This is a genomic window from Mesorhizobium sp. 113-3-9 (genome assembly GCF_016756515.1).
Lineage (GTDB): Bacteria > Pseudomonadota > Alphaproteobacteria > Rhizobiales > Rhizobiaceae > Mesorhizobium.
On the sequence record NZ_AP023246.1, the window covers coordinates 7,542,717 to 7,568,585 of the forward strand.

The window sequence follows — 25,869 nt, forward strand, 5'->3', positions numbered from 1 at the left end:
TTTCTGATCCGGTCCTGGTCGGTGTTTCTGATCCGCCCGTAACGCCGTCAGGTCAGCGTGCGAAGCCGGGCCTTGGCGGCGCGGCCGATGGCGGCGACGGTCAGTGTGTCGAGATCGAGCTGCCGGCGGATCAACTGCAGCACGCGCACTTCCTCCATGCGCATTTCGAGATCGACGGCCGCCACTTCGAAGGCCGCGGCATAGGCGGTGTCGCGCAGGCGCTCCGGCAGGGCTTCGGCGACTTGGGCCAGGACACCCTCCAGGCCGTCCTTTTCATGCAGCAGCTTCTGGCAAGCCTGGGCGACGGGAACCAGCCGGTCCTGCTTGAAATCCTCGAAGACCGGCCATGAGCGGACAACATCGCCGATCCGGGCCAGTTCGACATCGGTCATGTCCCGATCTGACGCCGAGGTGATGACCATCAGATAGATCAGGGCTTCATGCGGGGTGGGCGACGGCATTCTTTGCTCCATGAACGGGCTCCGAAGGTAGGAACGGGCGCCAAGGGCCGCAAGGAAAAAGCGCCGCAATCGTTGACGCTCCGGCCCCGCGCGCCTAGAGACCGGTTGAAAATCGACACCGCGGCCAAACCAGCGAAATGATCTGGCCGGCGAATAATTTGGAAAACAGAACCATGGCGGGATCAAACATCCTCGATCTCAATCCCGAACTGCTGACGGCTGCGGCCGAGAGCAAGGCGTGGCCGTTCGAGGAAGCCAAAAAGATCATCGAGCGCTACAAAGGCGCCGACTTTCCCGAAACGATCCTGTTCGAGACCGGATACGGCCCGTCCGGCCTGCCGCATATCGGCACGTTCGGCGAGGTAGCGCGCACATCGATGGTACGCCACGCGTTTCGCGTCCTGACGCAAGACAAGGTCGCGACCAAGCTCTTGTGCTTCTCCGACGATATGGACGGCATGCGCAAGATACCTGACAGCGTGCCGGATCGCGCCGCGCTTGAGCCGTATCTGCATATGCCGCTGTCGTCGGTGCCCAATCCGTTCGGCGGCGACTACGCGAGCTTCGCCGATCACAACAACGCGATGCTCTGCCGCTTCCTCGACACGTTCGGCTTCGACTACGAATTCGCCAGTGCGACGCAGTACTACAAGTCGGGCCGTTTCGACGCGATGCTGCTTCGCGCCGCGGAGCGCTACGACAAGATCATGGCGGTGATGCTGCCGACGCTCGGACCTGAGCGGCAGGCGACCTACAGCCCGTTCCTGCCGATTTCTCCGAAGAGCGGCCGCGTGCTTTACGTGCCAATGAAGCATGTCGATGCCAAGGCCGGCACCATCACCTTCGACGACGAAGGCACCGAGACCACGCTTTCGATCACGGGCGGCAGGGTGAAGCTGCAGTGGAAGCCGGATTTCGGCATGCGCTGGGCGGCGCTGGGCGTCGATTTCGAAATGTTCGGCAAGGACCACCAGACCAATGCCGTGGTCTACGACCGCATCTGCGACATACTGGGCGGGCGCGCGCCGGAGCATTTCGTCTACGAACTGTTCCTGGACGAGAACGGCCAGAAGATCTCGAAGTCGAAGGGCAACGGCCTGACCATCGACGAATGGCTGACCTATGCGCCGACCGAGAGCCTCGGGCTCTACATGTACCAACGGCCGCGGCAGGCCAAGAAGCTCTATTTCGATGTCATCCCGCGGGCCGTGGATGAATATTACACCTTCCTCGCCGCGTACCCACGGCAAGACTGGAAGGAGCGGCTGGGCAACCCGGTCTGGCATATGCATGACGGCAATCCGCCCGCCATCGACATGCCGGTGCCGTTCTCGCTGCTGCTCAACCTGGTCAGTGCTTCCAATGCGCAGAACAAGGATGTGCTGTGGGGCTTCATCTCACGCCACGCCGCCGGCGTGACGCCGGCCACCCATCCCGAACTCGATAGGCTGACGGGCTATGCGATCCGCTATTTCGACGACTTCGTAAAGCCGACGAAAACATTCCGCGCCGCCGACGATGTAGAGCGTGAGGCACTGCAGGCGCTGGACGCAGCGCTTGGCACGCTGCCGGCGGACGCCAGCGGCGAAGCGATCCAGAACGCTTCGCTCAACGTGGCGCGCAAGATCGAGCGCTATCAGGATCATTCCAAGCAAAGCCCGGAAGGCGGCCCAGGCGTGTCTGGCGCCTTTTTCCAGATGATCTACCAGGTGCTCATCGGGCAGGAGCGCGGCCCGCGCTTCGGATCTTTCGCCGCACTCTACGGCGTCGCCGAGACCCGCGCGCTCATTCAGCAGGCGCTGGCTGGTCAGCTGGCTTGAGGGCGCCGTCGACCTCTTCCAGGATCGAGCCCGGCGCCTGAGGCGCCGGGGCGGGCGCGGCGGGCATCGCCGATATACCGGCAAGATCCGGCGCCGGCCCGAAAATGCCCTTCTTGCCGCTTTGCGCCTTTTCGCCGGCCTCGACATAGGGCCCGCCCTTGGTGGCACGCGCCCAGCCGTTTTCGACCAGCCACTGGCCGACGTCCTGCTTGCCGATCCGGCATTCCGCCGCGATCCGGTCGCGCCCACCTTCGGGCGGCACCGTGCAAACCACCGCGCGGCCGCGCAGAAAGGCCCGGAACGCGCTGCGCGCGCGAATGCCGCACGGCCAGGATTTGCCGTCGGTGGTGCAGGCTTCATCCTGCGCGACGACATCGATGCCGGAAACCGCGACTGAATAGCCTTTTGCCTCGATAAGGCCGGCGGCCGGCGCGACCGGCTGGAACAGCTTCGTGCCGTTCCAGTCGTCGGGCATCTTCGGCTTTGGCGGCATGGCCAGCGCCAGCTTGCTCAGCGGCTCGCGCGGCTCGACCCGCTCGATTTCCCCGGCGGGCAGTTCCGGCAGCGCGACGACCTGCGGATCGATCGCCCGCGAATGCACCGCCGGCTTTGCCGGTGGCGCAGCGGCAGGCGCTGGGATGGCTGACGTAGCCGGCTCCTCCGGCCCGGCATCGGTGCCTGCCTGAGAGATCGTATCAACGCCAGGATCGATCTGGTCCACCGTAACGGTGCCTTCATTTCCTTTCAGCGTGCGGCCGCCGGCGACGACCAGGGCCGCCATCACCGGAACCATCACAACCGCCAGGGCAAGATGAGGAAGCCGCACCAGCTCGGACCTACTGACTCGCCCAGACAATCCGCGCCACCCATTCGACATCGCGCATGGGGATGTCGCGGTCGGGATGATCGGGATTGAGGGAGACCAGCGCGATCGACTTGACGGTCTGGCGCTCGAGCACCTTGGCCATCACCTCGCCTGACGTGGTCTTGACGACGACGCGATCGCCCTTGCGGGTGGCCGCGCCCGGCTCGACGATGAGGACATCACCATTGCGGTAGAGCGGCAGCATGGAGTCGCCTTGCACCTGCAGCGCATAGGAGCTTTCGGTCGACTGCGCCGGCAGTTCGACCAGATCCCAGCCCTGCCCTGCCGGAAAACCGGCATCGTCGAAAAAGCCGCCGGCGCCGGCCTGGGCAAAACCAAGCAAGGGCACGGATCGCCGGTAGGCGGGCGCGGCGCCCATGCGGCCTTCGATAAGCCCGGTGAATTCGTCGAGTGAAGCACCCGTCGCCTCGATGATCTTGGCCAGCGATTCGGTCGAAGGCCAGCGCGGCCGACCGTCGGACGACAGGCGTTTCGATTTGTTGAAAGCAGTCGAATCCAGCCCCGCGCGTCTTGCCAAACCTGAAGCCGAAAGCGAATAGCGCTCGGCGAGAGCATCGATGGCGGCCCAGACGCGGTCGTGCGAGAGCATGTCGTGCTCTCCTTCGAAACAGGAAAAAATGCCTGTTCGTTCTAGTCCGCGAAGGCCGCTTTGTCCACCAGCACCGCTCACACGGCACACATTCGTGTCGACCCTGGACATTGGGATCCCCGGGATCAATTGGCCACCTTGGCGAGGGTGCGCAAACCCTGGTGCGACTCCATGAAAATCCGTTCCGCCTCCGTAGGCTGTCGTGGATCGACTGTGCGACCAAGGGCTGCGACAACCTCGGCAATGTCGAGGAAGCGGCGAGCCTTGCGGTCATAGACGCCGGCGGTCGTCAGGATCAAAGCAGCCGTCTCGCCATTGTCGAGGACGAAGCGGTGCTTGCCGATGACCTGGGTGCCTTCCCAGGTCTCGATCGAGGACACCACTTCGAAGCGGCGCCACAGCCTGATCTCGCGGGCGTAGACCGCCTGCAGCCCGCCCATCATCGGCGCCCAGCCGTTCTTGCGCGCCAGCGTGATCAGTCCGGCGCGGACAAAGAGATCAATGCGGCCTAGATCGGCCAGCATCATGTAGCGCGCATTGTTGAGATGGATGTTGAAATCGATGTCGGTCGGCAGGCAGCGAAAGGCCAGCCGGCCTTCACCGCCCATCACATAGGGGCCACGGCTTCGCGCCGTGGCCAGCATGCGCGCCATACGCGCCCAGACATACATTACAGCGCCGCGCGTCCTGTTGGACGCGCAAAGGACGCTGTAACACTTTCAACTCTACCCATGCGTCAGGCGGCTTGCTTCACGTCGCCCTTTGCGTAGGGGTCGAAGCGTTCGTAGAAGGTCTCGCCCTTCTCGGCCATGTCGATGAGAAGCTTGGGCGCCTTGAATTCGGCGCCATACTTCTTCTGCAGCCCCTTGGCGATCTTGACGAAACGCTTGGCGCCGATGCCGTCGATATAGGACAGTGCGCCGCCGGTATAGGGCGCGAAGCCGAAGGCCAGGATCGACCCAACATCGGCCTCGCGCGGGTCTGTGACGATGCCCTCTTCCATCACCCGTGCCGCTTCCAGCGCGATGGTGACGAGCAGCCGCTGCTGCAGTTCCTCGTAGTCGACTTTCTCGGGCTCGAGCTGCGGATAGAGGTCCTTCAACCCCGGCCACAGCTTCTTCTTGGCGGGCTTGGCCGGATAGTCGTAGAAGCCCTTGCCGTTCTTGCGGCCGAAACGGCCGTGGTCGTCGACCATGGTGTTGATCAGCGCCATCTGCTTGTGGTCGACGGCCTTGTCGCCGAGATCCCTGATGGTCTGCTTCATGATCTTCTGGGCAAGGTCGATCGCCGTCTCGTCGGTCAGGGCCAAGGGACCGACCGGCATGCCGGCCGCCTTTGCCGCATTCTCGATCATCGGCGCGGGCACGCCCTCGATCAGCATCTTGTAGGCTTCCGACATGTAGCGCAGCACGCAGCGATTGACGTAGAAGCCGCGCGTGTCGTTGACGACGATGGGCGTCTTCTTGATGGCACGGACGAAATCGATCGCGGTCGCCAGCGCCTTGTCGCCGGTCTTCTTGCCCAAAATGATCTCGACCAGCATCATCTTGTCGACCGGCGAGAAGAAGTGGATGCCGACGAAATTCTTCGGCCGCGCCGAATTCTTCGCCAGCGAGGTGATCGGGATGGTCGAGGTGTTGGAGGCGAAGATCGCCGACGACTTCAGCACGGCCTCCGCCTGTTCGGTGGCGGCTTTCTTGACGGCCGAATCCTCGAACACCGCCTCGACCACCAGATCGCAGCCGGCGAGATCGGCATAGTCGGCCGTGGGCGTGATCAGCGACAGGAGCTTGTCCTTCTCCTCCGGCTTGGCGCGACCCTTCTTGACCTGATCCGAGACCAGGCTGTCGGAATGCGCCTTGCCCTTCTGAGCGGACTCGATATCGCGGTCGAGCAGCACCACCGGGATGCCGGCGTTGGCCGTGACATAGGCGATGCCGGCACCCATGAAGCCAGCGCCGAGAATGCCGATCTTCTTGAATTTGGTTTCCGGCACGCCGGCCGGGCGGCGCGCGCCCTTGTTCAGTTCCTGCAGCGACACGAACAGCGAGCGGATCATCGCCGCCGCTTCCCTGGTCCGCATGATCTCGGTGAAATAGCGCTGCTCGATCCTGAGCGCAGTGTCGAACGGCACCAGCAGGCCTTCATAGACGCATTTCAGGATGGCGGCGGCGGCCGGGTAGTTGCCATAGGTCTCGCGACGCAGGATGGCGATGGCCGGCGGCCAGAGATTGAAGCCGGCCGGCGAATAGATCTGGCCGCCGGGCAGCTTGAAGCCCTTCTCGTCCCAGGGCTGGACGGCTTTCAGTCCGTTCCTGATCATGGCCTTTGCGGTCTCGACCAGTTTGGCCGGCTCGGCGATCTCATGGATCAGGCCCATGGCCTTCGCCTTCTGCGGCGACAGATTCTGGCCGGAGGTCAGCATCTGCAAAGCCTGTTGCTGATCGGTCAGCCGCGGCACGCGCTGGGTCCCGCCGGCACCGGGGAAGATGCCGACCTTGACTTCCGGCAAGGCCATCCGGACCTTGTCTGAATCAGCGGCAACGCGACCGTGGCAAGCCAGCGACAATTCGAAAGCGCCGCCCATGCAGGTGCCATTGATCGCCGATACCCAGGGCTTGCCCGAAGTCTCGAGCTTGCGCCACAGGCCGCCCATGCGGCCGGCATTGTCGAACAGCAGCTTTGCAGCCTTCTCCGGATCCTTGTCTTTCTCCTTGGCAAAGACCGCCAGCATCTTCTGGAGCATGGTGAGATCGGCACCGCCGGAGAAGCTGTCCTTGCCCGAGGTGATCACCGCACCCTTGATGCCGGCATCGGCCACCACCTGGTCGATGATCTTGTCCAGCTCGCCCATCACCTCCTCGGTGAACACGTTCATCGAGCGATCCGGCATGTTCCAGGTGACGAGCGCAATGCCGTCAGCGTCGGTGTCGAGGGTGAAATTGATATAGCTCATTGTTCTCTCCCCGTCAGACGCGTTCGATGATCGTTGCGGTGCCCATGCCGGCGCCGATGCACAGCGTCACCAGCGCGGTGTTGAGATCGCGGCGTTCGAGTTCGTCCAGCACCGTGCCCAAGATCATCGCGCCGGTGGCGCCGAGCGGATGGCCCATGGCAATGGCGCCGCCATTGACGTTGATCTTGTCGTGCGGGATGTCGAAGGCCTGCATGTAGCGCAGCACCACCGAGGCGAAGGCCTCGTTGAGCTCGAAGAGGTCGATGTCCGACAGCTTCATCTTGGCGCGCTTCAGGAGCTTCTCGGTGACGTCGACCGGGCCGGTCAGCATCAGCACCGGCTCGGAACCGATATTGGCGAAGGTGCGGATGCGCGCGCGGGGCTTGAGGCCCATGGATTTCCCGGCCTTCTTCGAGCCGAGCAGCACGGCGGCGGCACCATCGACGATGCCGGACGAGTTGCCGGCATGGTGGACGTGGTTGACCTCTTCCACCTCGGGGTGCTTCTGCACCGCGACCGCGTCGAAGCCGCCCATTTCACCGGGCATGACGAAGGACGGGTTGAGCGATGCGAGCGACTGCATGTCGGTCGAAGGCCGCATGTGCTCGTCATGGTCGAGAATGGTCAGGCCGTTCTGGTCCCTGATGGGGATGACCGAATTCTTGAAGCGGCCGTCGGCCCAGGACTTGGCGGCGCGCTTCTGGCTCTCGACCGCATAGGCGTCGACGTCGTCGCGCGAGAAACCGTATTTGGTGGCGATCAGGTCGGCCGAGATGCCTTGCGGCACGAACCAGCCGGGCAGGCCGACCGACGGGTCCATGAACCAGGCGCCGCCGGAGGCGCCCATGCCGACGCGCGACATGGATTCGACACCACCGGCGATGACGATCTCATCGGCGCCCTGCGCGATCTTGGCGGCGCCGAAATTGATGGCGTCGAGACCCGAGGCGCAGAAGCGCGAGATCTGCATGCCAGGCGCCTTGGTGTCGTAGCCGGCCTCGAAGGCGGCGGCGCGCGGAATGACCGAACCCGCCTCGCCGACCGGATCGACGCAGCCGAAGATGATGTCGTCGACCGTACCGGTGTCGAGCCCATTGCGGTCGCGCAACGCCTCGAGCGTCTTGGCGGCAAGCCGCACCGCCGGCACTTCGTGCAGCGATCCGTCCTTCTTGCCCTTGCCGCGCGGCGTGCGCACGGCGTCATAGACATAAGCCTCAGCCATTATCTTGCTCCTTGGGTTTGCCGGTCGCCACGCTCAGAGAGAGCGTCCGATCAGCAATTTCATGATCTCGTTGGTGCCGCCGTAGATGCGCTGGACGCGAGCGTCGCGGAACATGCGGGCGATCGGATATTCATTCATGTAGCCATAGCCGCCATGCAATTGAAGGCATTCGTCGACGACTTTTCCCTGCAGGTCGGAGAGCCAGTATTTGGCCATCGAGGCCGTCACCGGATCGAGGCCGCCATTGATGTGGCGGGTGACGCAATCATTGTAGAAGACGCGGCCGATGGTCGCCTCGGTCTTGAGCTCGGCCAGCTTGAACTGGGTGTTCTGGAAGTCGATGATCGCCTTGCCGAAGGCCTTGCGTTCCTTGACGTAATCGATGGTCAGCGCCAGCGCCCGCTCGATCATGGCGATGGCGCCGGTGCCGATCTGCAACCGCTCCTGCGGCAATTGCTGCATCAGCTGGATGAAGCCCTGGCCTTCCTCGTGGCCGAGCAAATTGGAGGTCGGCACGCGCACGTCGTTGAAGAACAGTTCCGACGTGTCGTTGGCCTTCAGGCCGATCTTGTCGAGGTTGCGGCCGCGCTCGAAACCCTCGACCTCGTCGGTCTCGACGACGATCAGGGAGGTGCCCTTGGCGCCCTTTTCCGGATCAGTCTTGGTGACGACGATGATGAAGTTGGCGAGCTGGCCGTTGGTGATGAAGGTCTTGGAACCGTTGATCCTGTACTGGTTACCGTCTTTCTCGGCCCGCGTCTTGACGCCCTGCAGGTCGGAGCCGGCGCCAGGCTCGGTCATGGCGATGGCGCCGATCAGCTCGCCGGTGGCGAGCTTCGGCAGCCACTTCTTCTTCTGCTCCTCCGAACCGTAATGCAGGATGTAAGGCGCGACGATCGCATTGTGCAGGCCGATGCCAAAACCGTCGACGCCGACATGGCCGATCGCCTCGATGATAGCGCTCTCATGCGCGAAGGTGCCGCCGGAGCCGCCATATTCCTCCGGCATCGAGGCACAAAGCAGGCCGGCGGCACCCGCCTTCAGCCAGCTCTCGCGGTCGACCATCTCGTTCTTCTCGAACTCGTCGTAGCGCGGCGCGATCTCCTCCGCCATGAAGCGGGTTGCCATGTCGTAGAGCATGCCGACCTCGTCCGCCGCCCAGGCGGGCTTGGGGAGAGACAAGATGTTGGCCGGATCACTCATTGTCAGCTCGCTCCGTGGTGGTTCGTGCTTCGACTAGCCGAAGGTCAAATTCGCCTTGCTCGACAAGCCGCAAATTGCTCCAGGAATTCACTTCAACCCAAATGTAGTCGCTCAATGGCCGCTTGCGGTCGAGTTCATAGGCTCGAAGGTGGAGCAGACCGACTGTATCATTGAATCGGCTTGCCCTGGCCGGCTCCATCACGAACAATTCGTTTAGGTCGTGCTCTCCAATGTCCGTTCGGGCAATGTCGAAAGCCAGTTCGAAATTCGAGACCACTTCCTCATACAGAGCCAGATGTTCATCGGCGCCGATCTTTTCGACGAAGGCCAAAGCGCTCGGAATATCAAAGCGTACATCCGGCAGCCCAGCTTCCGCGATCATACGTTCAAACCCGGCATGCAGGACAAGAAAATCGAGATCGATAGCCGAAAGCATCCGTCGATCCTGATCCGATCGTCTGGCTTCGGGAATACGCCAAAGCCATTCGTGGACCAAGGCCCTTACGGACTTAGCCGGGTCGCTCCGGTTCCAGTTCGAGCCAAACACATAGACCGGTTCCTCTGTCGGTCGTGACATCGACATCGGGCGAACTCAGAACGCTTCCGCCGGCAGGGCCATCAACGTGTCGGCACCGCTTGAGATGCGGGCAAGGTGCGCCGACGTCTCCGGCATGATCCGCTCCATGAAGAAGCGCGCCGTCACCACCTTGTTGTCATAGAAGGACTGGGTGCCGTTGGCGCCGGTCTTACCCTGTGCCACCTTGGCCATCTGCGCCCACATGTAGCCCAGCGCGACAAGGCCGAAGAGATGCATGTAGTCGGTCGAGGCCGCACCGGCATTGTCGGGCTTGGCCATGCCGTTCTGCACCAGCCACATGGTTGCCGCCTGCAGGTCGTTGAGGCCCTTCTTCAGTCCCTTGGTGAACGGCGCCATCTTCTCGTCGGCGCGGTTTTCCTCGCAGAATTCGCCGACCTCCTTGAAGAAGGCCTGGATGGCGCGGCCGCCGTTCAGGCCGAGCTTACGGCCGACGAGGTCGAGCGCCTGGATGCCGTTGGCGCCTTCATAGATCATGGCGATGCGGGCATCGCGCACGAACTGGCTCATGCCGTGCTCTTCGATATAGCCGTGACCGCCGAACACCTGCTGGGCCATCACCGCATGGTCGAAACCCTTGTCGGTGAGCACGCCCTTGACCACCGGCGTCATCAGCCCAGTGTAATCGTCAGCAGCCTGGCGGTCCTTGTCGTCGGCGGAGCGATGCGCGATGTCGGACTTGATCGCCGTCCACAACGCCAGCGCGCGGCCAGCCTCGTTGAAGGCCTTCATGGTCATCAGCGAGCGGCGGATGTCGGGATGGACGATGATCGGGTCGGCCTTCTTGTCCGGCGCCTTGGCGCCTGACAGCGAACGGCCCTGCAAGCGGTCCTTGGCGTAGGCGACGGCGTTCTGGTAGGCAATCTCCGACAGCGACAGGCCCTGCAGGCCGACGCCGAGGCGGGCTTCGTTCATCATCGTGAACATCGCCTTGAGACCGCCATTCTCCTCGCCGAGCAGCGTGCCTTCGGCCTCGTCATAGTTCATGACGCAGGTCGAATTGCCGTGGATGCCCATCTTCTCCTCGATCGAGCCGCAGGAGAGCGTGTTCTTCTCGCCCGGATTGCCCGATGCGTCGAGCTTGAGCTTCGGCACGATGAACAGCGAGATGCCCTTTACGCCTTCCGGGGCGCCCTCGATGCGTGCCAGCACGAGATGGACGATGTTGTCCGACATGTCGTGCTCGCCGGCCGAGATGAAGATCTTCTGGCCTGATATCCTGTAGGTGCCGTCGCCGTTCGGCACCGCCTTGGTGCGCAGCAGGCCGAGATCGGTGCCGCAATGGGGCTCGGTCAGGTTCATGGTGCCGGTCCAGGAACCCTCGACCATCCGGGGCAGCCAGGTCGCCTTCTGCTCGTCGGTGCCGTGGGTGATGATCGCCGCGATCGCGCCCTGCGTCAGGCCCGGATACATCATCAGCGCCATGTTGGCCGAGACCATGTACTCGGAGACCGCCTGGTGCACCATGTAGGGCAGGCCCTGGCCGCCGAACTCGACCGGTGCGGCCAGCCCCATCCAGCCACCCTCGCGATACTGGTCGAAGGCCTCCTTGAAGCCTTTCGGCGTCGTCACCGAGCCGTCGTCGTGACGCACACAGCCCTCCATGTCGCCGACGCGGTTGAGCGGATGCATGACATTTTCGGCGAGCTTGGCGCCCTCGGCGAGGATCGCCTCCAGAACGTCGGGCGTGGCGTCGGCAAATCCGGGAAGGTTGGAATAGCGCTGATAGCCCAGCACCTCGTTGAGTACGAACAGCGTATCCTGAACCGGAGCCCTGTATGTCGGCATGCTTCTTCTCCACCCTGCGGACCTGGTCCGAAAGCCCCCGAATTCATGTCAGGGCAGCATGCGGACCCATGTTGAAGCCGGGATAGCAAAAATTGACGTTTGCGTAAACGTCAATTTTTTCGATGCGACAAGATTGCCGCCCCTAGCCAAGCCTGGTGAGCCTAGCGGCGCAACATCGTGCGGGCCAGCGGAGAGATAAGAGAGGCAGATGCACAAAGCGAAAAAGCCGCGTGGCAGAGCCACGCGGCTTGATAGTGCCGGAACCGGCAGCTTTGTCTAGCTTGCGACGCTCGCCTGCGGCGCCGTGCGCTCGGTCAACATCTGGCGTACCGCCGACATCGAGCCGGAGAGCTCGTTGATGGCGTCGTCGATCAGCGCTCGCTGCTTCTGCAGGCGGGCAAGCTGCTTCTCCGACTTGTCCAGCGCCAGCCGCAGCTGCTTGGTGTTGGAACCGGTCGGATCATAGAGGTCCATCATCTGCTTGACGTCGCGCAGCGAGAACCCGACCTTGCGGCCAAGCAGGATCAGCTTCAGCCGGGCCCTGTCGCGGCGTGTGTAGAGACGGGTCGAACCGTCGCGCTGCGGGTTGAGCAGGCCCTTGTCTTCGTAGAAACGCAGCGTGCGCAGCGTCACGCCGTATTTCTTGGCCATTTCGCCGATGCGGACGAGATCCTCACCGGCTTCGACAGATATATTATTGGTATTGGCGGCGGTCTCGCCGGCCGAGATAAGCTTCATGGTCACTGGCTTTCCCCGTCTGGTGGCGTCGCGGTCCTGGACCATGCGTCGCCTGACTGGAAGCGGGGGCGTGCTTCCGGCCGTGGTTTCGACAAACAAAATCGCAAACAGCACACTCAAATGCGCCTTTTACGTTTACGTCAATTCTATACCGATAGCCGCCTCATGACGCAAGGGGCGTTCTATGACGGTGCTTTTTGCCGCACCGCGGGCAGCGACAGCCAACTTCTTGCAACTTCTTAAGCTTGGTTAACGCGTTGTTTACCACGTTGAGGGAAATGTGGGCGCGTCGGCTACCCGTGTTTATCCTGTATCGAATTTTTCACGGTTTTTCGGAGCGCGGGTGAACCCCCGGGAAGCTTGTCTTCCACCGTGGCATGGAAGCGCGGTCGCCTTCGTTCCGGCAGGGACTTGGGGAGCTGGCCGCAAGCCGGCCAATCTGAAAGACGGACGCACCGATGAACAGCAAGCGGTCCTACCTCGATACACTCAACGCCGGCAGGCAGCGCAGGCCGCAGACCACGCTCGAGCAGCTGAACCGCTCGCTGGAGACGCTGGAGCAGCGATTGGGGCAGACCCGCGAGGAGGTGACGGCACGTCCGGCTCCGCGCCAATACGGCGCCGACCCGCGCTATCCCGCCACGGACCCGCGCTACCCCGCCGCGCAGCCAACCAGCCAGCAACGCTGGTACGAGGATCCGCAACCGGCACCACGCCCGCAGAGCCCGGCGCCAGCCCCTTCATTCGACCAGAATTACCAAGCCATCGCCCGCGACATCGACCGCGTGCGCGGCCAGGAAGACAGTGTCGCCATGGTCGGCAAGATCGCCGGCGAACTGCGCGGCATGCGCGAGGAACTGCGCCACCAGATGACGGCAGGCCTGCAGCGCGAATTCGATGCACTGCGCAAGGATATCGACCGCGCCTTCCAGGCGAACGCCAAGCCCGGCGCGGCAGGCAAGGGCAGCGCCGAACTCGGCGTCGAGTTCGAACGGCTTTCCGGCGCCATCAAGTCGCTGTCGGAGAAGAGCGACGACAGAAGCGTCAATCTGCTGCGGCTGGAGCTCGAGCAGGTCAAGGCAGCGCTCGACACGCTGGCGCGCGAAGAGAGCGTGCAGAAGGTCGACCGCCGCTGGGACGAGTTCGACCGCCGTTGGACGGCTTTCGAAGACCGCGTTGACGCCGACCAGCGCAAACGTTCCGACGATCCCGCCCTTGCGGCGCTGACCGACCGGCTGGAGCAGATCAGCAACGCCGTCAACAACCTGCCGGAATCGCTGTCGTTGCGCTCGCTCGAGGAAAAGGTCCGTACGCTGGCCGGCGCTGTCGATCACTTCGCCAGCCAGCAGCAGGACGATCGCGGCGGTGACACGCTTGCCATGATCGACGAGCGGCTGGACGAGATCTCCCGCGCCATCGTTGCCTCGACCGTCGCGGCACAGGCCAATTCGGTCGACCACGAAGCCTTCGACCGCATCGAGAAGCGCATCGACTCGCTCGCCCGGCAGATCGAGGAAGTGGCACAGGATCGCCCAGGCGACGCGGTCATGGATCGGCTGGGCACGCTATCGAGCCGGGTCGACGAACTTGCCGGCCGCGCCAACCTTCCCGAACACGCGATGGAACGGCTGGCCAAGCAGATCACGCTCATCGCCGACAAGATCGACCAGGCGCCGGCCATGCCCGACGCCGACTACATCTTCCAGGGGCTCGAGCAGCGCTTCGACGTGCTATCCGGCATGATGGAACGCCGGCAGGGCGACGCCATCGAACAGGGCAACATGCTGTTTCGCGATCTCGAGCGACGCCTGGACGAGGTTGCCGACCGGCTCGACCAGCGCATCGTGCCGCAAATCGACAGTGCCGGCATCATGGAAGCCATCGACGCACGCTTCACCGCGCTCGCCACGCGCATGGAGACGCGCGCTCCCGATCCGGCCGGCGAAGCGGCGATCCGTGGACTGGAAAGCCGGCTCGAGGACATCTCCAGCCGGCTCGACGCTTCGGCGGCCCAGGTGGCCGGCATCGACCCGGCGCTGATCCGCAGCCTGGAAGCGCAGGTGGCCGGCCTGTCCGCCCATCTTTCCAGGCCAAGCACCCCGCTACCGGAATTCGAGGACATCAGCCCGCGCCTCGATGAGATCGAGAAAGCGCTGGCCGGCACCCGTGATTCCATCCTCGGCGCGGCACGCGAAGCGGCCGAGAACGCGGTGCGTTCGCTGGCCGGGTCGAGCGCCAACACGACTGCCGTTTCCGGCCTCGCCCAGGACCTGAAGACGCTGGAAACACTGACGCGGCGTTCCGACGAGCGCAATTCGAGAACGTTTGAAGCCATCCACGACACATTGCTCAAGATCGTCGACAGGCTTGGTTCGCTGGAGACCAGCGAACCGTCCGAGGCGGTAAGCGAGCTTCTGGACACGCGATCGGACGAAGCGGTCGGCAAGCGCCGCACGCGGACCGCCAAGATGGCTGTCGAGGCACCGTCCCTGGATATCGACGAGCCGATGCCACTGACCGGCGACATGGCCGATCTCGACGGCCGCGCCGCCGCCATATTGCGCAACGAGCACGGTGCGCGCGGCGACCTGGGTACGCGCACGCCGGCGGAGGCCGCCGCGGCTGCCGCCATCGCAGCCCTCGGGTCCGACACCATCGCCGAGAAAGACCAGCCGGCAGGCCGCAAATCGATGTTCGGCGGGCTGGCACGCGCCTTCAAGGGCAAGAAGGCGGCTGATATTCCGCCACTGGCCGGCTCGGCGCCGAGCAGCGATATCCCGAGTGTCGATCTCGACGAGCCCCTCGACCCGAAAGTGGCCAATCGCCCGCTGGAGCCGGGTTCCGGTGCGCCTGACCTCAATGCCATCATGAAGCGGGTGCGCGACGAGCGTGGTCAGCCGGCCAAGCTCAGCGAAGGCGACGCCGCGAAATCGGACTTCATCGCCGCAGCACGGCGCGCGGCCCAGGCCGCCGCGGCCGAGGCCGACGCCTTGAAGCGCCAGTCGACGATGAAGGGACCGGTGAAGGCACTCAGGATCGGCGACCTGCTCAAGGCGCGGCGCAAGCCGATCCTGATGGCGGCGGCCGCGATCATGCTGGCGCTTGCCGGCCTGCAGCTCGGCAAGGCGTTTTTCTCGGATCCTGCCCAGGTGGCAAACAACGACGCGGCACCGATCGTCGCCGCGAAGCCTGTGCAAACGGCGTCCGTCGACACGACGAGCCAGCCGAAGGCGGAAGCCCAGTCGACCGCAACGGACAGCGCGCCGGCCCGCGCCGTCAGGCAGGCCGAACCATCCGCGTCCGCGACCAAGGACGACATGGTGACGCAGACCGCCCTGGCGATGCCGTCAGACATGGATGCAATGGCGGATACAGCGCCGGTTGCGGCGCCCGCGACTTCGGCCGCCTCTTCCGGCCCGGGCGCTGCCGCCTCCGACGCGATGGCTCCGGCACCAGCCGCGCCCGTTGCCGTGACCCCGGATGCGACGGCGTCAGTGCCGACCGCCATCACCGGCGGCGCGCAAGCGACGGATAGCGATGCCCAACCGGCCGCGGCTGCCCCGACGGCTGCCAATGAGGCCACGTCCAAACTCACCACCGGTGCCGTTGCGCCGACGGATGCACCGGCAGCCGCGACCAAGTTCGACATTCCGGCCGATGCCGGCCCGGTCGCACTGCGCGATGCCGCCGCCAATGGCGACGCCAAGGCGCTGTTCGAGATCGGCTCGCGCTACGCCGAGTCGCGCGGCGTCAAGGAAGACATGGCGGCAGCGGCCAAGTGGTACGAGAAGTCGGCTGAACTCGGCTTCGCGCCGGCCGAATACCGCATCGGCAATTTCTACGAGAAGGGCATCGGCGTCGCGCGCGACATCAAGAAGTCGAAGACCTGGTACCAACTGGCCGCCGAACAGGGCAACGCCAGCGCCATGCACAATCTGGCCGTGCTGTTCGCCATGGCCGCCGATGGCGTGACCGACAATGAATCGGCCGCGCACTGGTTCCAGGAGGCAGCCGACCTCGGCGTCAAGGACAGCCAGTTCAATCTCGGCATCCTCGCCGCCAAGGGCGTCGGCATGAAGCAGAACCTCGAGGAATCCTACAAATGGTTCGCGCTCGTCGCCAAGACCGGCGACAAGGACGCGGCCGCCAAGCGCGACGAGATTGCCAACGCGCTGCGGCCTGAGCAGCTCGAGCGGGCGCGCGCCGCGACCGAATTGTGGAAGGCCAAGCCGCTCAACGCGGCATCCAATTCGGCCGACATTCCCGAGTCCTGGCAGGAAGGTACGCCGCAGACGACCGCCGGCATCGACATGAAGAAGGCGGTCAAGAACATCCAGCTCATCCTCAACAAGAACGGCTATGATGCCGGCGGCGCCGACGGCGTCATGGGCGACAAGACCAAGAACGCGATCATCGCTTTCCAGACCGACAACAAGCTGCCGGCGACCGGCGCCGTCGACGAGAAACTGGTCCGCGCGCTGCTGGCGCGCAAATAACAGAACAAGCGTCGTTTCCACGACGCTCTTGCCATACATTTGCCTGTTAACTGCTTGAGATATTTTTTGTTTCGGCGTGGCGACGGGGTTTGACCCCGCCGCCACGTCGGCGCAAGGAAAAATTGGCTTTTCGGTGCGAGACTGCTCACAACGGCTGTATTCGCCGACAGGCAAACTGATCGAGACTGACGGGTGGGCATCTATCTCCCGATTGCGGAAATTTCCGTCAACGTCTTCGTGCTGCTGGCCATGGGCGCGGCGGTGGGCTTCCTGTCGGGCATGTTCGGCGTCGGTGGCGGGTTCCTCATCACGCCACTCCTGATTTTCTACAACATTCCCCCGGCGATCGCGGTTGCCACGGGCGCCAACCAGGTCATCGCCTCTTCCGTCTCCGGCGTCCTTTCTCACATGAAGCGAGGCACGCTCGACTTCAAGCTCGGCGGCGTGCTTCTGGCCGGCGGCATCGTCGGCTCCACCGCCGGCATCTACGTCTTCGCCTTCCTGCGCCGGCTTGGCCAGCTCGACCTGTTCATCTCGCTGCTTTATGTCGTGCTGCTCGGCACGGTCGGCGGACTGATGCTGGTCGAAAGCATCAATGCACTGCGTGCCACACGCAGCGGCGCCGCCCCGGTGCTGAAGAAATCCGGCCAGCACAACTGGATCCACCGGCTGCCGCTGAAGATGCGCTTCAGGGCGTCGAAGCTGTTCGTCAGCGTCATTCCAGTGCTTGGCCTTGGCGCCGGTATCGGCTTCCTGTCGTCGATCATGGGCGTCGGCGGCGGCTTCATCATGGTGCCGGCGCTGATCTATCTGCTCAAGGTGCCGACCAATGTCGTTATCGGTACCTCGCTGTTCCAGATCATCTTCACCTCCGCCTATACAACGCTGGTCCATGCCACCACCAACCAGACGGTCGATGTCGTGCTGGCCTTCCTGTTGATGGCGGGTGGCGTGGCCGGCGCGCAATATGGCGCCAAGGCCGGCCAGAGGCTGCGCGGCGAGCAACTCAGGGCGTTGCTGGCCTTGCTGGTGCTGGCCGTGGCGATCAGGCTCGCCATCGATCTCTTCGTCACCCCGCCCAATCTCTATTCGCTGTCCAGCGTGGGCCTCAACTGATGACGGGCCCGAAAGCGTTCGCAGCCGCCATCCTCCTGTCACTGCTTGCGGCCGCCACATCGGCGAAGGCGCAGTCGCCGCTGCCGGAAGGCATCCAGATCGGGCTCTCCACCGACAATGTCTCGATCACCGCCGGCTTTTCCGGCGCCGACCTGACCATCTTCGGCTCGCTTGAAAATCCCGACCCGCTTATAGCCCGTCAAAACCGCTACGATGTCATCGTCGTGCTCGAAGGCCCGCCGCGACCGGTGGTGGTGCGACGCAAGGACCGTGTGCTTGGCGTGTGGGTCAATCTTGATTCCGAAACCTTCGAGAACGTGCCGATGTCCTATTCGGTGGCGACGACGCGGCCGCTGCAGGACATCACCGAACCAAACAGCTACAAGCAGCTGTCGCTCGGCGCCTCCAACCTCTATATGCAGCCCGCCGACGCCGGCGACAGTCCGGCGACGATCCAGGAATTCACCGCGGCATTGCGCGAACGCAAGGCCGCGACCGGCCTCTACAGCGAAAATGTCGGCGGCGTGCAGTTCCTGTCGCAGAACCTGTTCCGCGCCACCGTCAGGCTGGCGCCGAATGTGCCGGTCGGCACCCACAAGGCGCGCGCCTTCCTGTTCAGGAGCGGCCTGTTCATCAAGGAGAGCTCGGCCCAGCTCGAAATCCGCAAATCCGGCTTCGAGCAGTCGATCTTCCGGGTCGCCCACGACTACTCCTTCCTCTATGGCGTCTTCGCCATATCGCTGGCCATGCTGACGGGCTGGCTCGGCAGGCTGGTGTTCCGCAAGGACTGAGCATCCCAAAGGGGGTTTCCCTTTCCCGCCTCATGCTATAGACCGCACCTCCCCGCCCACCGGGCAAGCACGCACAATTCAATTCGGCAAAGTGGTTCGGTCGCCCGAAACCGCAGCGCACGCTTCTCCTGCGAGCGCCGATCCACTGCCTGGCGCCAATGACAGGAGGCCGCCTTGCGACCAGCATTCGCCGGTATCGACTTCGGCACTTCGAACTCCACTGTCGGCGTGGTCCGCAACGGGCAACCTCGCCTCGTCACGCTTGAAGACGGCCAGGTCACGCTGCCGAGTGCCGTGTTCTTCAATTTCGAGGATGGCCGCATCTTCTTTGGCCGCCAGGCGATCGCCAACTACACCGACAGCGTGGAAGGCCGGCTGATGCGTTCGCTGAAGAGTGTGCTCGGCAGCTCGCTGGCGCATGAAAAGACACGCATCAAGGCGCGCTCGATCGGCTTCATGGAGATCATAGGCCTGTTCCTCGGACATCTCAGGAAAAGGCTGGAGGAGGATGGCGGCGACCAGGTGGAGACCGTGGTGCTCGGCCGCCCGGTGCAGTTCGTCGACGACGACGCGCAAGCCGACGCCAATGCCCAGAGCGACCTGGAAAAGGCCGCGCGCGCGCAGGGCTTCAAGCACATCGCCTTCCAGTTCGAGCCGATCGCGGCGGCGCTCGACTATGAGCAGAGGGTGATGCGCGAGGAGCTGGCGCTGATCATCGACATGGGCGGCGGCACGTCGGATTTTTCGGTCGTGCGCGTCTCGCCTGAGCGCGCCCGATCGCCAGACCGCAAGGACGACATCCTGGCCAGCCGGGGTGTCCATATTGGCGGTACGGATTTCGACCGGCTGCTCAGCATCGCCCATGTCATGCCGCAGCTCGGCTATCTCTCCCCGACCAAGGACGGCAAACGCAATCTGCCGGCCAGCTATTTCATCGATCTCGCGACATGGCAGCGCATCAACCTGGTCTACACCGCCAAGGCGATGACGCATCTGCGCCAGATCCGCTACGAGGCCGCGCGCGCCGATCTGGTCGACCGCTTCATCCATATCGTCGAGCACCGCTACGGGCACGCGCTGGCGGCATTGGTCGAAAAGGCCAAGATCGAGCTGACCGACCAGTCATCGGCGGAAGTCGCGGTGAGGCTATCCGACGTGAAGTTCGCCGCCGAGATCACGCGCGACGGGCTGGACGTCACGATCGCCAGGGACATCGAGCGCGTCACCGCAACGGTGGCTGAGACCATCCGCGACGCGCAGGTCAAGCCGTCCGACATCACGGCGGTGTTCCTGACCGGCGGCTCGACCGCGATCCCGCTGGCAAGACGGGAAATCCTGTCGCTGGTGCCGCACGCTTCCGTCATCGACGGCGACATGTTCGGCTCGGTCGGGCTTGGCCTGGCTCTGGACGCCCAGCGCAAGTTCGGCTGATCAGGCTGAACTGCTTCCCGCAGGTTCGGCGCCGAGATGCGCCTTCAGCGCCATCTGGGCCAGGCTTGCCTGCCGATCGCGGTGCGTGATCATGGCGAAGTCGCGCTTGGGCAGTTCAATCGGCACGGCTCTCAGACTGCCCTCAGCCACGGCACGTCCGACGACGAGTTCCGAAATGATGGTGGCGCCGGCACCCGCCTCCACCGCCTGGCGGACGGCTTCGTTGCTGGGCAGCACCAGGAATATCTGCAGATCGGCAAGCGAAATCCCCTCGCGCCGCGCCAGGTCCTCCAACACCTCGCGCGTGCCCGAACCGCCCTCGCGAATGATCCAGCGGAGGCCCCTTATGTCAGGCCGGCCCGGCGCGATTTCGGTAATCTCGGGATGGGAGGCGGCAACCACCAGCATCAGCCGGTCGGTATCGACCTTGGCGCGGCGCAATATGTCGGACTCGGTACGCCCCTCGACCAGGCCGAGATCCGCGGTTCCATCCAGCACACTGGCCTCGACCTGCCTTGTGTTGCCGATGCTGACACTCAGCCGCACCGCCGGATAGGCCTCGTGGAAAGACGCCAGCCGGCGCGGCAGCCAGTAGCTGGCGATGGTCAGGCTGGCGGCGATCGAGAGACTGCCGGCGACCGTCTGCGAGACATGCTCAAGCACATTGCGCGCGGCGGCGGCTCGCTCCAGCACGGCCTTGGCCTCCGGCAGGAACCGGTGACCAGTCTGGGCAAGCTCGATGTTGCGGCCGACGCGGTTGAACAGATGGACGCCGTGCTGCTCTTCAAGCGCGCGAATGGCGGCCGATGCCGCCGACTGGGAAATGCCCAAAAGCTCCGCCGCCTTGGTCATGTGGCCGCGCTCGGCGACGGCGACGAAAATGCGCAACTGATCCAGGGTCATGGACGCATTAAGAACCAATATCGATCGAATTTACAAGAACAACTTATTAGACGGATCGATATCTTTATTCTACTTTTTGGGGCGAAGTTAGAAAAAATTGGCCTACAGGTCGCAACGAATAAAATGATCGGGCGGTTCAGATCCCTGCTTGCCCATTGGGCCCGTGGCATAAGGCGGCGGCTGGCCGGCGATCGCTATCATCCGGAAGAACACTATATGCGCGGCCCCGGGCCGAAGACGCGGGCCAAGTCCGGGGGGGCCGCCGGATCATGAGCCACCGACCGCCGCGCGGCGCGAATTCGGCACCATCGCAACGCCCGCTTGCCGACACACGCGCGCCTGATGAAGGTGACGGTGTCGACACATCGCCTGGCATTTCCGACAGCATCGCCAAGACCACCTGCTACATGTGCGCCTGCCGCTGCGGCATCGACGTGCACATCAAGGACGGCAAGGTCCGCTACATCAACGGCAACAAGGACCATCCGGTCAATCGCGGCGTGATCTGCGGCAAGGGCAGTTCCGGCATCATGCAGCACTACAGCCCGGCCCGGCTGAAGAAGCCATTGCTGCGCACTGGCCCGCGCGGCTCCGGCGAGTTTCGCGAGATCGAGTGGGAAGAGGCGTTCGCGATCGCCACCGAACGGCTGTCCGCCATCCGCCGGACCGATCCGAAAAAACTCGCCCTCTTCACCGGCCGCGACCAGTCGCAATCCTTGACCGGTTGGTGGGCGAGCCAGTTCGGCACGCCGAATTTCGCCGCCCATGGTGGATTCTGTTCGGTCAACATGGCGGCAGGCGGCCTTTACTCGATCGGCGGCTCGTTCTGGGAGTTCGGCGAGCCCGACTGGGACAACACGCGATATTTCATGCTGTTCGGCGTCGCCGAGGATCATGATTCCAACCCGATCAAGATCGGCCTCGGCAAACTCAAGGCGCGCGGCGCCAAGGTGGTTTCGATCAATCCGTGCCGGACCGGCTACAATGCGATCGCCGACGACTGGATCGGCATCCGGCCCGGCACCGACGGGCTGTTCGTCTTCGCGCTCATCCACGAACTGCTGAAGGCTGGCCGCGTCGATCTCGATTATTTGCTGCGCTACACCAACGCCCATATTCTCGTCGTGCAGGAGCCCGGCGTCGCCGACGACGGGCTGTTCGTCAGGGATGCCGACGGCAATCCGCTGGCCTGGGACAGGGTGGCGAAAAACGCAGTCAAGGCAACCGACCCGGAGGCGAAGCCGGCGCTGACCGGCAGTTTTGAAATCGATGGACGCCGCTGCACGCCGGTGTTCCAGCTGATCGCCGACCGATATCTTGACGAGAGCTATGCCCCCGATGCGGTCGCCGAGCGTTGCGGCATTGCCGCCGATACGATCCGCCGGATCGCCGCCGAACTCGCCCATGTCGCCTTCGAACAGACGATCGAACTACCGGTGGCCTGGACCGACTGGGCCGGGCGGCGGCACGAAACGATCAAGGGGCGGCCGGTTTCGATGCATGCCATGCGCGGTATATCAGCCCATTCGAACGGTTTTCACACCTGCCGCGCCATCCACCTGCTGCAGGTGCTGCTGGGCACGGTGGACGTTCCCGGCGGCTTCCGCTTCAAGCCGCCCTACCCCAGATCGGCGCCGCCTGGCCCGAAACCCGCCGGCAAGACCGTCAAGCCGATGACCCCGCTCGACGGCATGCCGCTCGGCTTTGTCTGTGGGCCGGACGATCTGCTGGTCGATGAGGCCGGCACGCCGCTTCGCATCGACAAGGCCTATTCCTGGGACGCTCCGTTGGCGGCACACGGACTGATGCACACCGTCATCCGCAACGCCTGGACCGGCGACCCGTATCCGATCGACACGCTGATGATGTACATGTCGAACATGGCCTGGAATTCCTCGATGAACACCGTCGAGACGATTGCCATGCTGACCGACCATGACGGAGCCGGGAACTACAAGATCCCCTTCATCATCTATTCCGACGCCTATTATTCCGAGACCGTGCCGTTCGCGGATCTGGTGCTGCCCGACACTACCTATCTCGAACGCCATGACTGCATCAGCCTGCTCGACCGGCCGATCAGCCATGCCGACGGACCGGGCGATGCCATCCGCCATCCCGTCGTCGAGCCGGACCGCGACGTCAGGCCGTTCCAGTCGGTGCTGATCGAGTTGGGTGCGCGGCTGGGACTCCCCGGCTTCGTCAATAACGACGGAGCGGCCAAATATGCCGACTATGCCGACTACATCGTCAACCACGAGCGCACGCCCGGCATCGGTCCGCTGGCCGGCTGGCGCGGCAAGGACGGGACGTCAATCGGCAGGGGCGAGGCCAATCCGGACCAGTTGCAGCGCTACATCGACAATGGCGGCTTCTGGCATCACGACTTTGCCGACGACCAGCGCTACTACAAGATGGCCAACCGCTCCTATCTCGATTTCGCGGTGCAGATGGGTTTTATCGCCAAGGCCGAGCCGATCGTTTTCCAGCTCTATTCCGAGCCGTTGCAACGCTTCCGCCTCGCCGCGCGTGGCCATGGCCGTGTCCAGCCGCCGGAGGGCGAGCGTCAGCGCATCGAGACCTACATGGACCCGCTACCTTTCTGGTACATGCCCTTCGAGGAAGCGGCCGTCGACCTCGAGAAATATCCGCTGCATGCGCTGACGCAGCGGCCGATGCACATGTATCATTCCTGGGGCTCGCAGAATGCCTGGCTGCGGCAGATCACCAGCCAGAACCGCCTGTTCGTGCATCACCGGACCGGCGCCGGCCTCGGTCTCGTCGATGACGACTGGGTCTGGATCGAGAGCATCAACGGCAGGGTGAAGGGGCAGATCAAGCTGATCGACGGGGTGAACGAAAGCACGGTCTGGACCTGGAACGCGATCGGCAAGCGGCGCGGCAGCTGGGGCCTCAGGGATGATGCGGCCGAGAGCAATCGCGGCTTCCTGCTCAATCATGTCATCGGCGACCAGACCTCGGCCGACGCGCAAGGCAAGCGCTACTCCAACTCCGATCCGGTGACCGGCCAGGCCGCGTGGTTCGACCTGCGCGTGCGCATCGCCAGATGCGCTGATGAGGAAGCCGGCTTCACCGAGCCGCAATTCGAACGATTCCACCAGCCGCCGCATTTCGAGCCCTCGCCCGACAAGTTGACTTTCGGCGCCGAATTTCGCCGGGCAAGAGAGGCCGCGGAATGACCTGCCTTCCCTCTCATACGGACAAGAAGCTCGGCCTCGTCATCGATCTCGACACCTGTGTCGGCTGCCAGGCCTGCGTCACCGCCTGCAAGGAATGGAACACCGGCGGCCACATGGCGCCGCTGACCGATACCGACCCCTATGGCGGCCATGTCGACGGGGTATGGTTCAACCGTGTGCACAGCTACGAGCACACCACCGAGATGGACGGTCGCACGGTGAATTTTCCGCGCTCCTGCCTGCATTGCGAGACGCCGGCCTGTGTCACCGTCTGCCCGACCGGCGCCTCCTACAAGCGGGCGTCGGACGGCATCGTGCTGATCGACGAGGACAAGTGCATCGGCTGCAAATTGTGCAGCTGGGCCTGCCCCTATGGCGCGCGCGAGTTCGACACCGATGTCGGCGTCATGAAGAAATGCACGCTCTGCGTCGACCGCATCTACAACGACAATCTGGCTGAGGAAGACCGCGTGCCGGCCTGCGTCGCCGCCTGCCCGACAAGCGCGCGGCACTTCGGCGATCTCGGCGATCCCCAGTCAGCCGTCTCGCAGCTGGTGGCGGAGCGCGGCGGGGTCGACCTGATGCCTGAGTTGGGGTACCACCCGACCAACAAGTACCTGCCCCCGCGCGCGCATACGCAGCGCGCCGCATCGGTCACCGCTCCCGCGCTGGAGCCGGTGCGGGCCGAAGGCGGTTTCCTCGGCTGGGTCGACCGCATGCTTTCGAACTGACATCCATGCATCCAGCCGTCTCCGTTGTCTTCTTCACCACCGCCACGGGTGCCGGCTACGGCCTGCTCGCGCTGCTTGGCGTGCTCGGTGGGCTCCAGATCATCCCACCCGATTTCTGGCTAGGCCTCGTCGGCCTGGCGCTGGCGCTCGGCCTGGTCGCGGCGGGACTGTTGTCCTCGACCGGTCATCTCGGCAGACCCGAGCGCGCCTGGCGGGCGTTCTCGCAGTGGCGCAGTTCCTGGCTGTCGCGCGAGGGCGTGTCGTCGGTCATCACCTTCATCCCGGCGGGACTGTTCGGCATCGGCTGGGTGTTCTTGGGCCACACCGATGGTTGGGTGGCCATTGCCGGATTGCTGGCCGCCATCGGCGCGATCGTCACCGTCTGCACCACTGGGATGATCTATGCGTCACTGAAGCCGATTGCCCAGTGGCACAGCCGCTACACCTTGCCGGCCTATCTGATCTTCGCGACCATGACCGGTAGCGTTCTGTTGAACGCGCTGCTGCAGGGCTTCGGCGTCGGCTCAAGAGTCATGCTGGCGCTGTCGATGCTTGCCACTCTTGCCGGCTTGGGCTGGAAGCTCGCGACCTGGCGCTACAATGACCGGCTCGAAATCCCGACCACCGCCAACACGGCTACCGGTCTGGCCGGCGGGACGGTGCGGTCACTGGAATGGCCGCATACTGAGGAAAACTACCTGCTCAAGGAAATGGGCTTTCGCATCGCGCGCAAGCACAGCGCGAAGCTGCGCCGGATCACGCAGCTGCTGGCCTTCGCTCTGCCGGTCCTGCTGCTCACCACCACCTTCGCCCTGCCCTGGCCCTTTGCGGCGGTGTCTTCAGGGCTCGCCGCCATCGTCCAGTTCACCGGCATGCTGGTCGAGCGCTGGCTGTTCTTCGCCGAAGCGAAGCACACGGTCACCCTTTACTACGGACGTTGACA

At 64.0% G+C, this 25,869-nt stretch carries 19 protein-coding genes; 8 read left to right on the forward strand and 11 right to left on the reverse strand.

Features of this window, described 5'->3' with window-relative positions:
• Positions 1-47: 47 nt before the first annotated feature.
• Positions 48-461, reverse strand: coding sequence for a tellurite resistance TerB family protein (locus tag MesoLj_RS35995; protein WP_056570030.1), 414 nt, complete (start codon positions 459-461; stop codon positions 48-50).
• A gap of 173 nt (positions 462-634) precedes the next feature.
• Here MesoLj_RS35995 and MesoLj_RS36000 point away from each other — a divergent pair, with 173 nt between their 5' ends.
• Complete coding sequence (locus MesoLj_RS36000; RefSeq protein WP_202324643.1) at positions 635-2,281, forward strand: lysine--tRNA ligase; 1,647 nt, start codon at positions 635-637, stop codon at positions 2,279-2,281.
• On the opposite strand, the gene MesoLj_RS36005 is transcribed toward MesoLj_RS36000, so the two are convergent.
• The 9 genes from MesoLj_RS36005 to MesoLj_RS36045 form a co-directional block, all read right to left on the reverse strand.
• Positions 2,247-3,107, reverse strand: coding sequence for a thermonuclease family protein (locus MesoLj_RS36005; protein WP_446720281.1), 861 nt, complete (start codon positions 3,105-3,107; stop codon positions 2,247-2,249). The genes MesoLj_RS36000 and MesoLj_RS36005 overlap by 35 nt on opposite strands.
• A 10-nt stretch (positions 3,108-3,117) precedes the next feature.
• A complete protein-coding gene (locus tag MesoLj_RS36010; RefSeq protein WP_056570027.1) occupies positions 3,118-3,756 on the reverse strand; it encodes a S24 family peptidase in 639 nt (212 codons plus the stop codon).
• 125 nt (positions 3,757-3,881) lie between these two features.
• A complete protein-coding gene (locus MesoLj_RS36015) occupies positions 3,882-4,427 on the reverse strand; it encodes a thioesterase family protein (protein WP_202324644.1) in 546 nt (181 codons plus the stop codon).
• Between the two features lie 65 nt (positions 4,428-4,492).
• Complete coding sequence (locus MesoLj_RS36020) at positions 4,493-6,712, reverse strand: 3-hydroxyacyl-CoA dehydrogenase NAD-binding domain-containing protein (protein WP_202324645.1); 2,220 nt, start codon at positions 6,710-6,712, stop codon at positions 4,493-4,495.
• Between the two features lie 13 nt (positions 6,713-6,725).
• Positions 6,726-7,934: an acetyl-CoA C-acetyltransferase gene (locus MesoLj_RS36025; protein WP_202324646.1), complete on the reverse strand. Its 1,209-nt coding sequence runs from the start codon at positions 7,932-7,934 to the stop codon at positions 6,726-6,728.
• A gap of 33 nt (positions 7,935-7,967) precedes the next feature.
• On the reverse strand, positions 7,968-9,137 hold the full coding sequence (locus MesoLj_RS36030; RefSeq protein ID WP_202324647.1) for an acyl-CoA dehydrogenase family protein: 1,170 nt from the start codon (positions 9,135-9,137) through the stop codon (positions 7,968-7,970).
• Positions 9,130-9,573: a hypothetical protein gene (locus tag MesoLj_RS36035; RefSeq protein ID WP_202324648.1), complete on the reverse strand. Its 444-nt coding sequence runs from the start codon at positions 9,571-9,573 to the stop codon at positions 9,130-9,132. The genes MesoLj_RS36030 and MesoLj_RS36035 overlap by 8 nt, the downstream gene beginning before the upstream one ends.
• A 156-nt stretch (positions 9,574-9,729) precedes the next feature.
• On the reverse strand, positions 9,730-11,520 hold the full coding sequence (locus tag MesoLj_RS36040) for an acyl-CoA dehydrogenase (protein WP_202324649.1): 1,791 nt from the start codon (positions 11,518-11,520) through the stop codon (positions 9,730-9,732).
• Positions 11,521-11,796: 276 nt separating this feature from the next.
• Positions 11,797-12,258, reverse strand: a complete 462-nt coding sequence (locus MesoLj_RS36045) for a MerR family transcriptional regulator (RefSeq protein WP_202327613.1) — start codon at positions 12,256-12,258, stop codon at positions 11,797-11,799.
• A gap of 458 nt (positions 12,259-12,716) precedes the next feature.
• Between MesoLj_RS36045 and MesoLj_RS36050 the strand changes: the two genes are divergently transcribed.
• The 4 genes from MesoLj_RS36050 (at position 12,717) to MesoLj_RS36065 (ending at position 20,092) form a co-directional block, all read left to right on the forward strand.
• Positions 12,717-16,754, forward strand: coding sequence for a peptidoglycan-binding protein (locus tag MesoLj_RS36050; RefSeq protein ID WP_202324650.1), 4,038 nt, complete (start codon positions 12,717-12,719; stop codon positions 16,752-16,754).
• 192 nt (positions 16,755-16,946) lie between these two features.
• Positions 16,947-17,870 (forward strand): sulfite exporter TauE/SafE family protein, encoded by a 924-nt coding sequence (locus MesoLj_RS36055; RefSeq protein WP_140775455.1) that lies wholly within the window; start codon positions 16,947-16,949, stop codon positions 17,868-17,870.
• A complete protein-coding gene (locus MesoLj_RS36060; protein ID WP_202324651.1) occupies positions 17,870-18,661 on the forward strand; it encodes a TIGR02186 family protein in 792 nt (263 codons plus the stop codon). The genes MesoLj_RS36055 and MesoLj_RS36060 overlap by 1 nt, the downstream gene beginning before the upstream one ends.
• Positions 18,662-18,835: 174 nt before the next feature.
• Positions 18,836-20,092 (forward strand): Hsp70 family protein, encoded by a 1,257-nt coding sequence (locus MesoLj_RS36065; protein WP_202324652.1) that lies wholly within the window; start codon positions 18,836-18,838, stop codon positions 20,090-20,092.
• Here the strand turns inward: MesoLj_RS36065 and MesoLj_RS36070 are convergent, their stop codons facing one another.
• Positions 20,093-20,995, reverse strand: coding sequence for a LysR family transcriptional regulator (locus MesoLj_RS36070; RefSeq protein WP_140775457.1), 903 nt, complete (start codon positions 20,993-20,995; stop codon positions 20,093-20,095).
• A 269-nt stretch (positions 20,996-21,264) separates the two neighbouring features.
• Here MesoLj_RS36070 and MesoLj_RS36075 point away from each other — a divergent pair, with 269 nt between their 5' ends.
• The 3 genes from MesoLj_RS36075 to MesoLj_RS36085 are packed head-to-tail and all read left to right on the forward strand — an operon-like array spanning position 21,265 to position 25,867.
• Positions 21,265-24,195: a molybdopterin oxidoreductase family protein gene (locus MesoLj_RS36075; protein WP_202324653.1), complete on the forward strand. Its 2,931-nt coding sequence runs from the start codon at positions 21,265-21,267 to the stop codon at positions 24,193-24,195.
• On the forward strand, positions 24,192-24,926 hold the full coding sequence (locus MesoLj_RS36080) for a 4Fe-4S dicluster domain-containing protein (protein ID WP_202324654.1): 735 nt from the start codon (positions 24,192-24,194) through the stop codon (positions 24,924-24,926). Before MesoLj_RS36075 ends, MesoLj_RS36080 begins: the two co-directional genes overlap by 4 nt.
• 5 nt (positions 24,927-24,931) lie before the next feature.
• Positions 24,932-25,867, forward strand: a complete 936-nt coding sequence (locus tag MesoLj_RS36085) for a dimethyl sulfoxide reductase anchor subunit family protein (RefSeq protein ID WP_202324655.1) — start codon at positions 24,932-24,934, stop codon at positions 25,865-25,867.
• Positions 25,868-25,869: the final 2 nt, after the last annotated feature.

What these genes read in the sequence shown, in the direction of transcription:
- MesoLj_RS36075 (WP_202324653.1), top strand. Translation starts at nt 21,265, where the DNA reads ATGAGCCACCGACCGCCGCGCGGCGCGAATTCGGCACCATCGCAACGC.
- MesoLj_RS36050 (WP_202324650.1), top strand. Translation starts at nt 12,717, where the DNA reads ATGAACAGCAAGCGGTCCTACCTCGATACACTCAACGCCGGCAGGCAG.
- MesoLj_RS36010 (WP_056570027.1), bottom strand. Translation starts at nt 3,756, where the DNA reads ATGCTCTCGCACGACCGCGTCTGGGCCGCCATCGATGCTCTCGCCGAG.
- MesoLj_RS36045 (WP_202327613.1), bottom strand. Translation starts at nt 12,258, where the DNA reads ATGAAGCTTATCTCGGCCGGCGAGACCGCCGCCAATACCAATAATATA.
- MesoLj_RS36025 (WP_202324646.1), bottom strand. Translation starts at nt 7,934, where the DNA reads ATGGCTGAGGCTTATGTCTATGACGCCGTGCGCACGCCGCGCGGCAAG.
- MesoLj_RS36000 (WP_202324643.1), top strand. Translation starts at nt 635, where the DNA reads ATGGCGGGATCAAACATCCTCGATCTCAATCCCGAACTGCTGACGGCT.
- MesoLj_RS36015 (WP_202324644.1), bottom strand. Translation starts at nt 4,427, where the DNA reads ATGTATGTCTGGGCGCGTATGGCGCGCATGCTGGCCACGGCGCGAAGC.
- MesoLj_RS36030 (WP_202324647.1), bottom strand. Translation starts at nt 9,137, where the DNA reads ATGAGTGATCCGGCCAACATCTTGTCTCTCCCCAAGCCCGCCTGGGCG.
- MesoLj_RS35995 (WP_056570030.1), bottom strand. Translation starts at nt 461, where the DNA reads ATGCCGTCGCCCACCCCGCATGAAGCCCTGATCTATCTGATGGTCATC.
- MesoLj_RS36040 (WP_202324649.1), bottom strand. Translation starts at nt 11,520, where the DNA reads ATGCCGACATACAGGGCTCCGGTTCAGGATACGCTGTTCGTACTCAAC.
- MesoLj_RS36070 (WP_140775457.1), bottom strand. Translation starts at nt 20,995, where the DNA reads ATGACCCTGGATCAGTTGCGCATTTTCGTCGCCGTCGCCGAGCGCGGC.
- MesoLj_RS36060 (WP_202324651.1), top strand. Translation starts at nt 17,870, where the DNA reads ATGACGGGCCCGAAAGCGTTCGCAGCCGCCATCCTCCTGTCACTGCTT.
- MesoLj_RS36085 (WP_202324655.1), top strand. Translation starts at nt 24,932, where the DNA reads ATGCATCCAGCCGTCTCCGTTGTCTTCTTCACCACCGCCACGGGTGCC.
- MesoLj_RS36020 (WP_202324645.1), bottom strand. Translation starts at nt 6,712, where the DNA reads ATGAGCTATATCAATTTCACCCTCGACACCGACGCTGACGGCATTGCG.
- MesoLj_RS36080 (WP_202324654.1), top strand. Translation starts at nt 24,192, where the DNA reads ATGACCTGCCTTCCCTCTCATACGGACAAGAAGCTCGGCCTCGTCATC.
- MesoLj_RS36035 (WP_202324648.1), bottom strand. Translation starts at nt 9,573, where the DNA reads ATGCTTTCGGCTATCGATCTCGATTTTCTTGTCCTGCATGCCGGGTTT.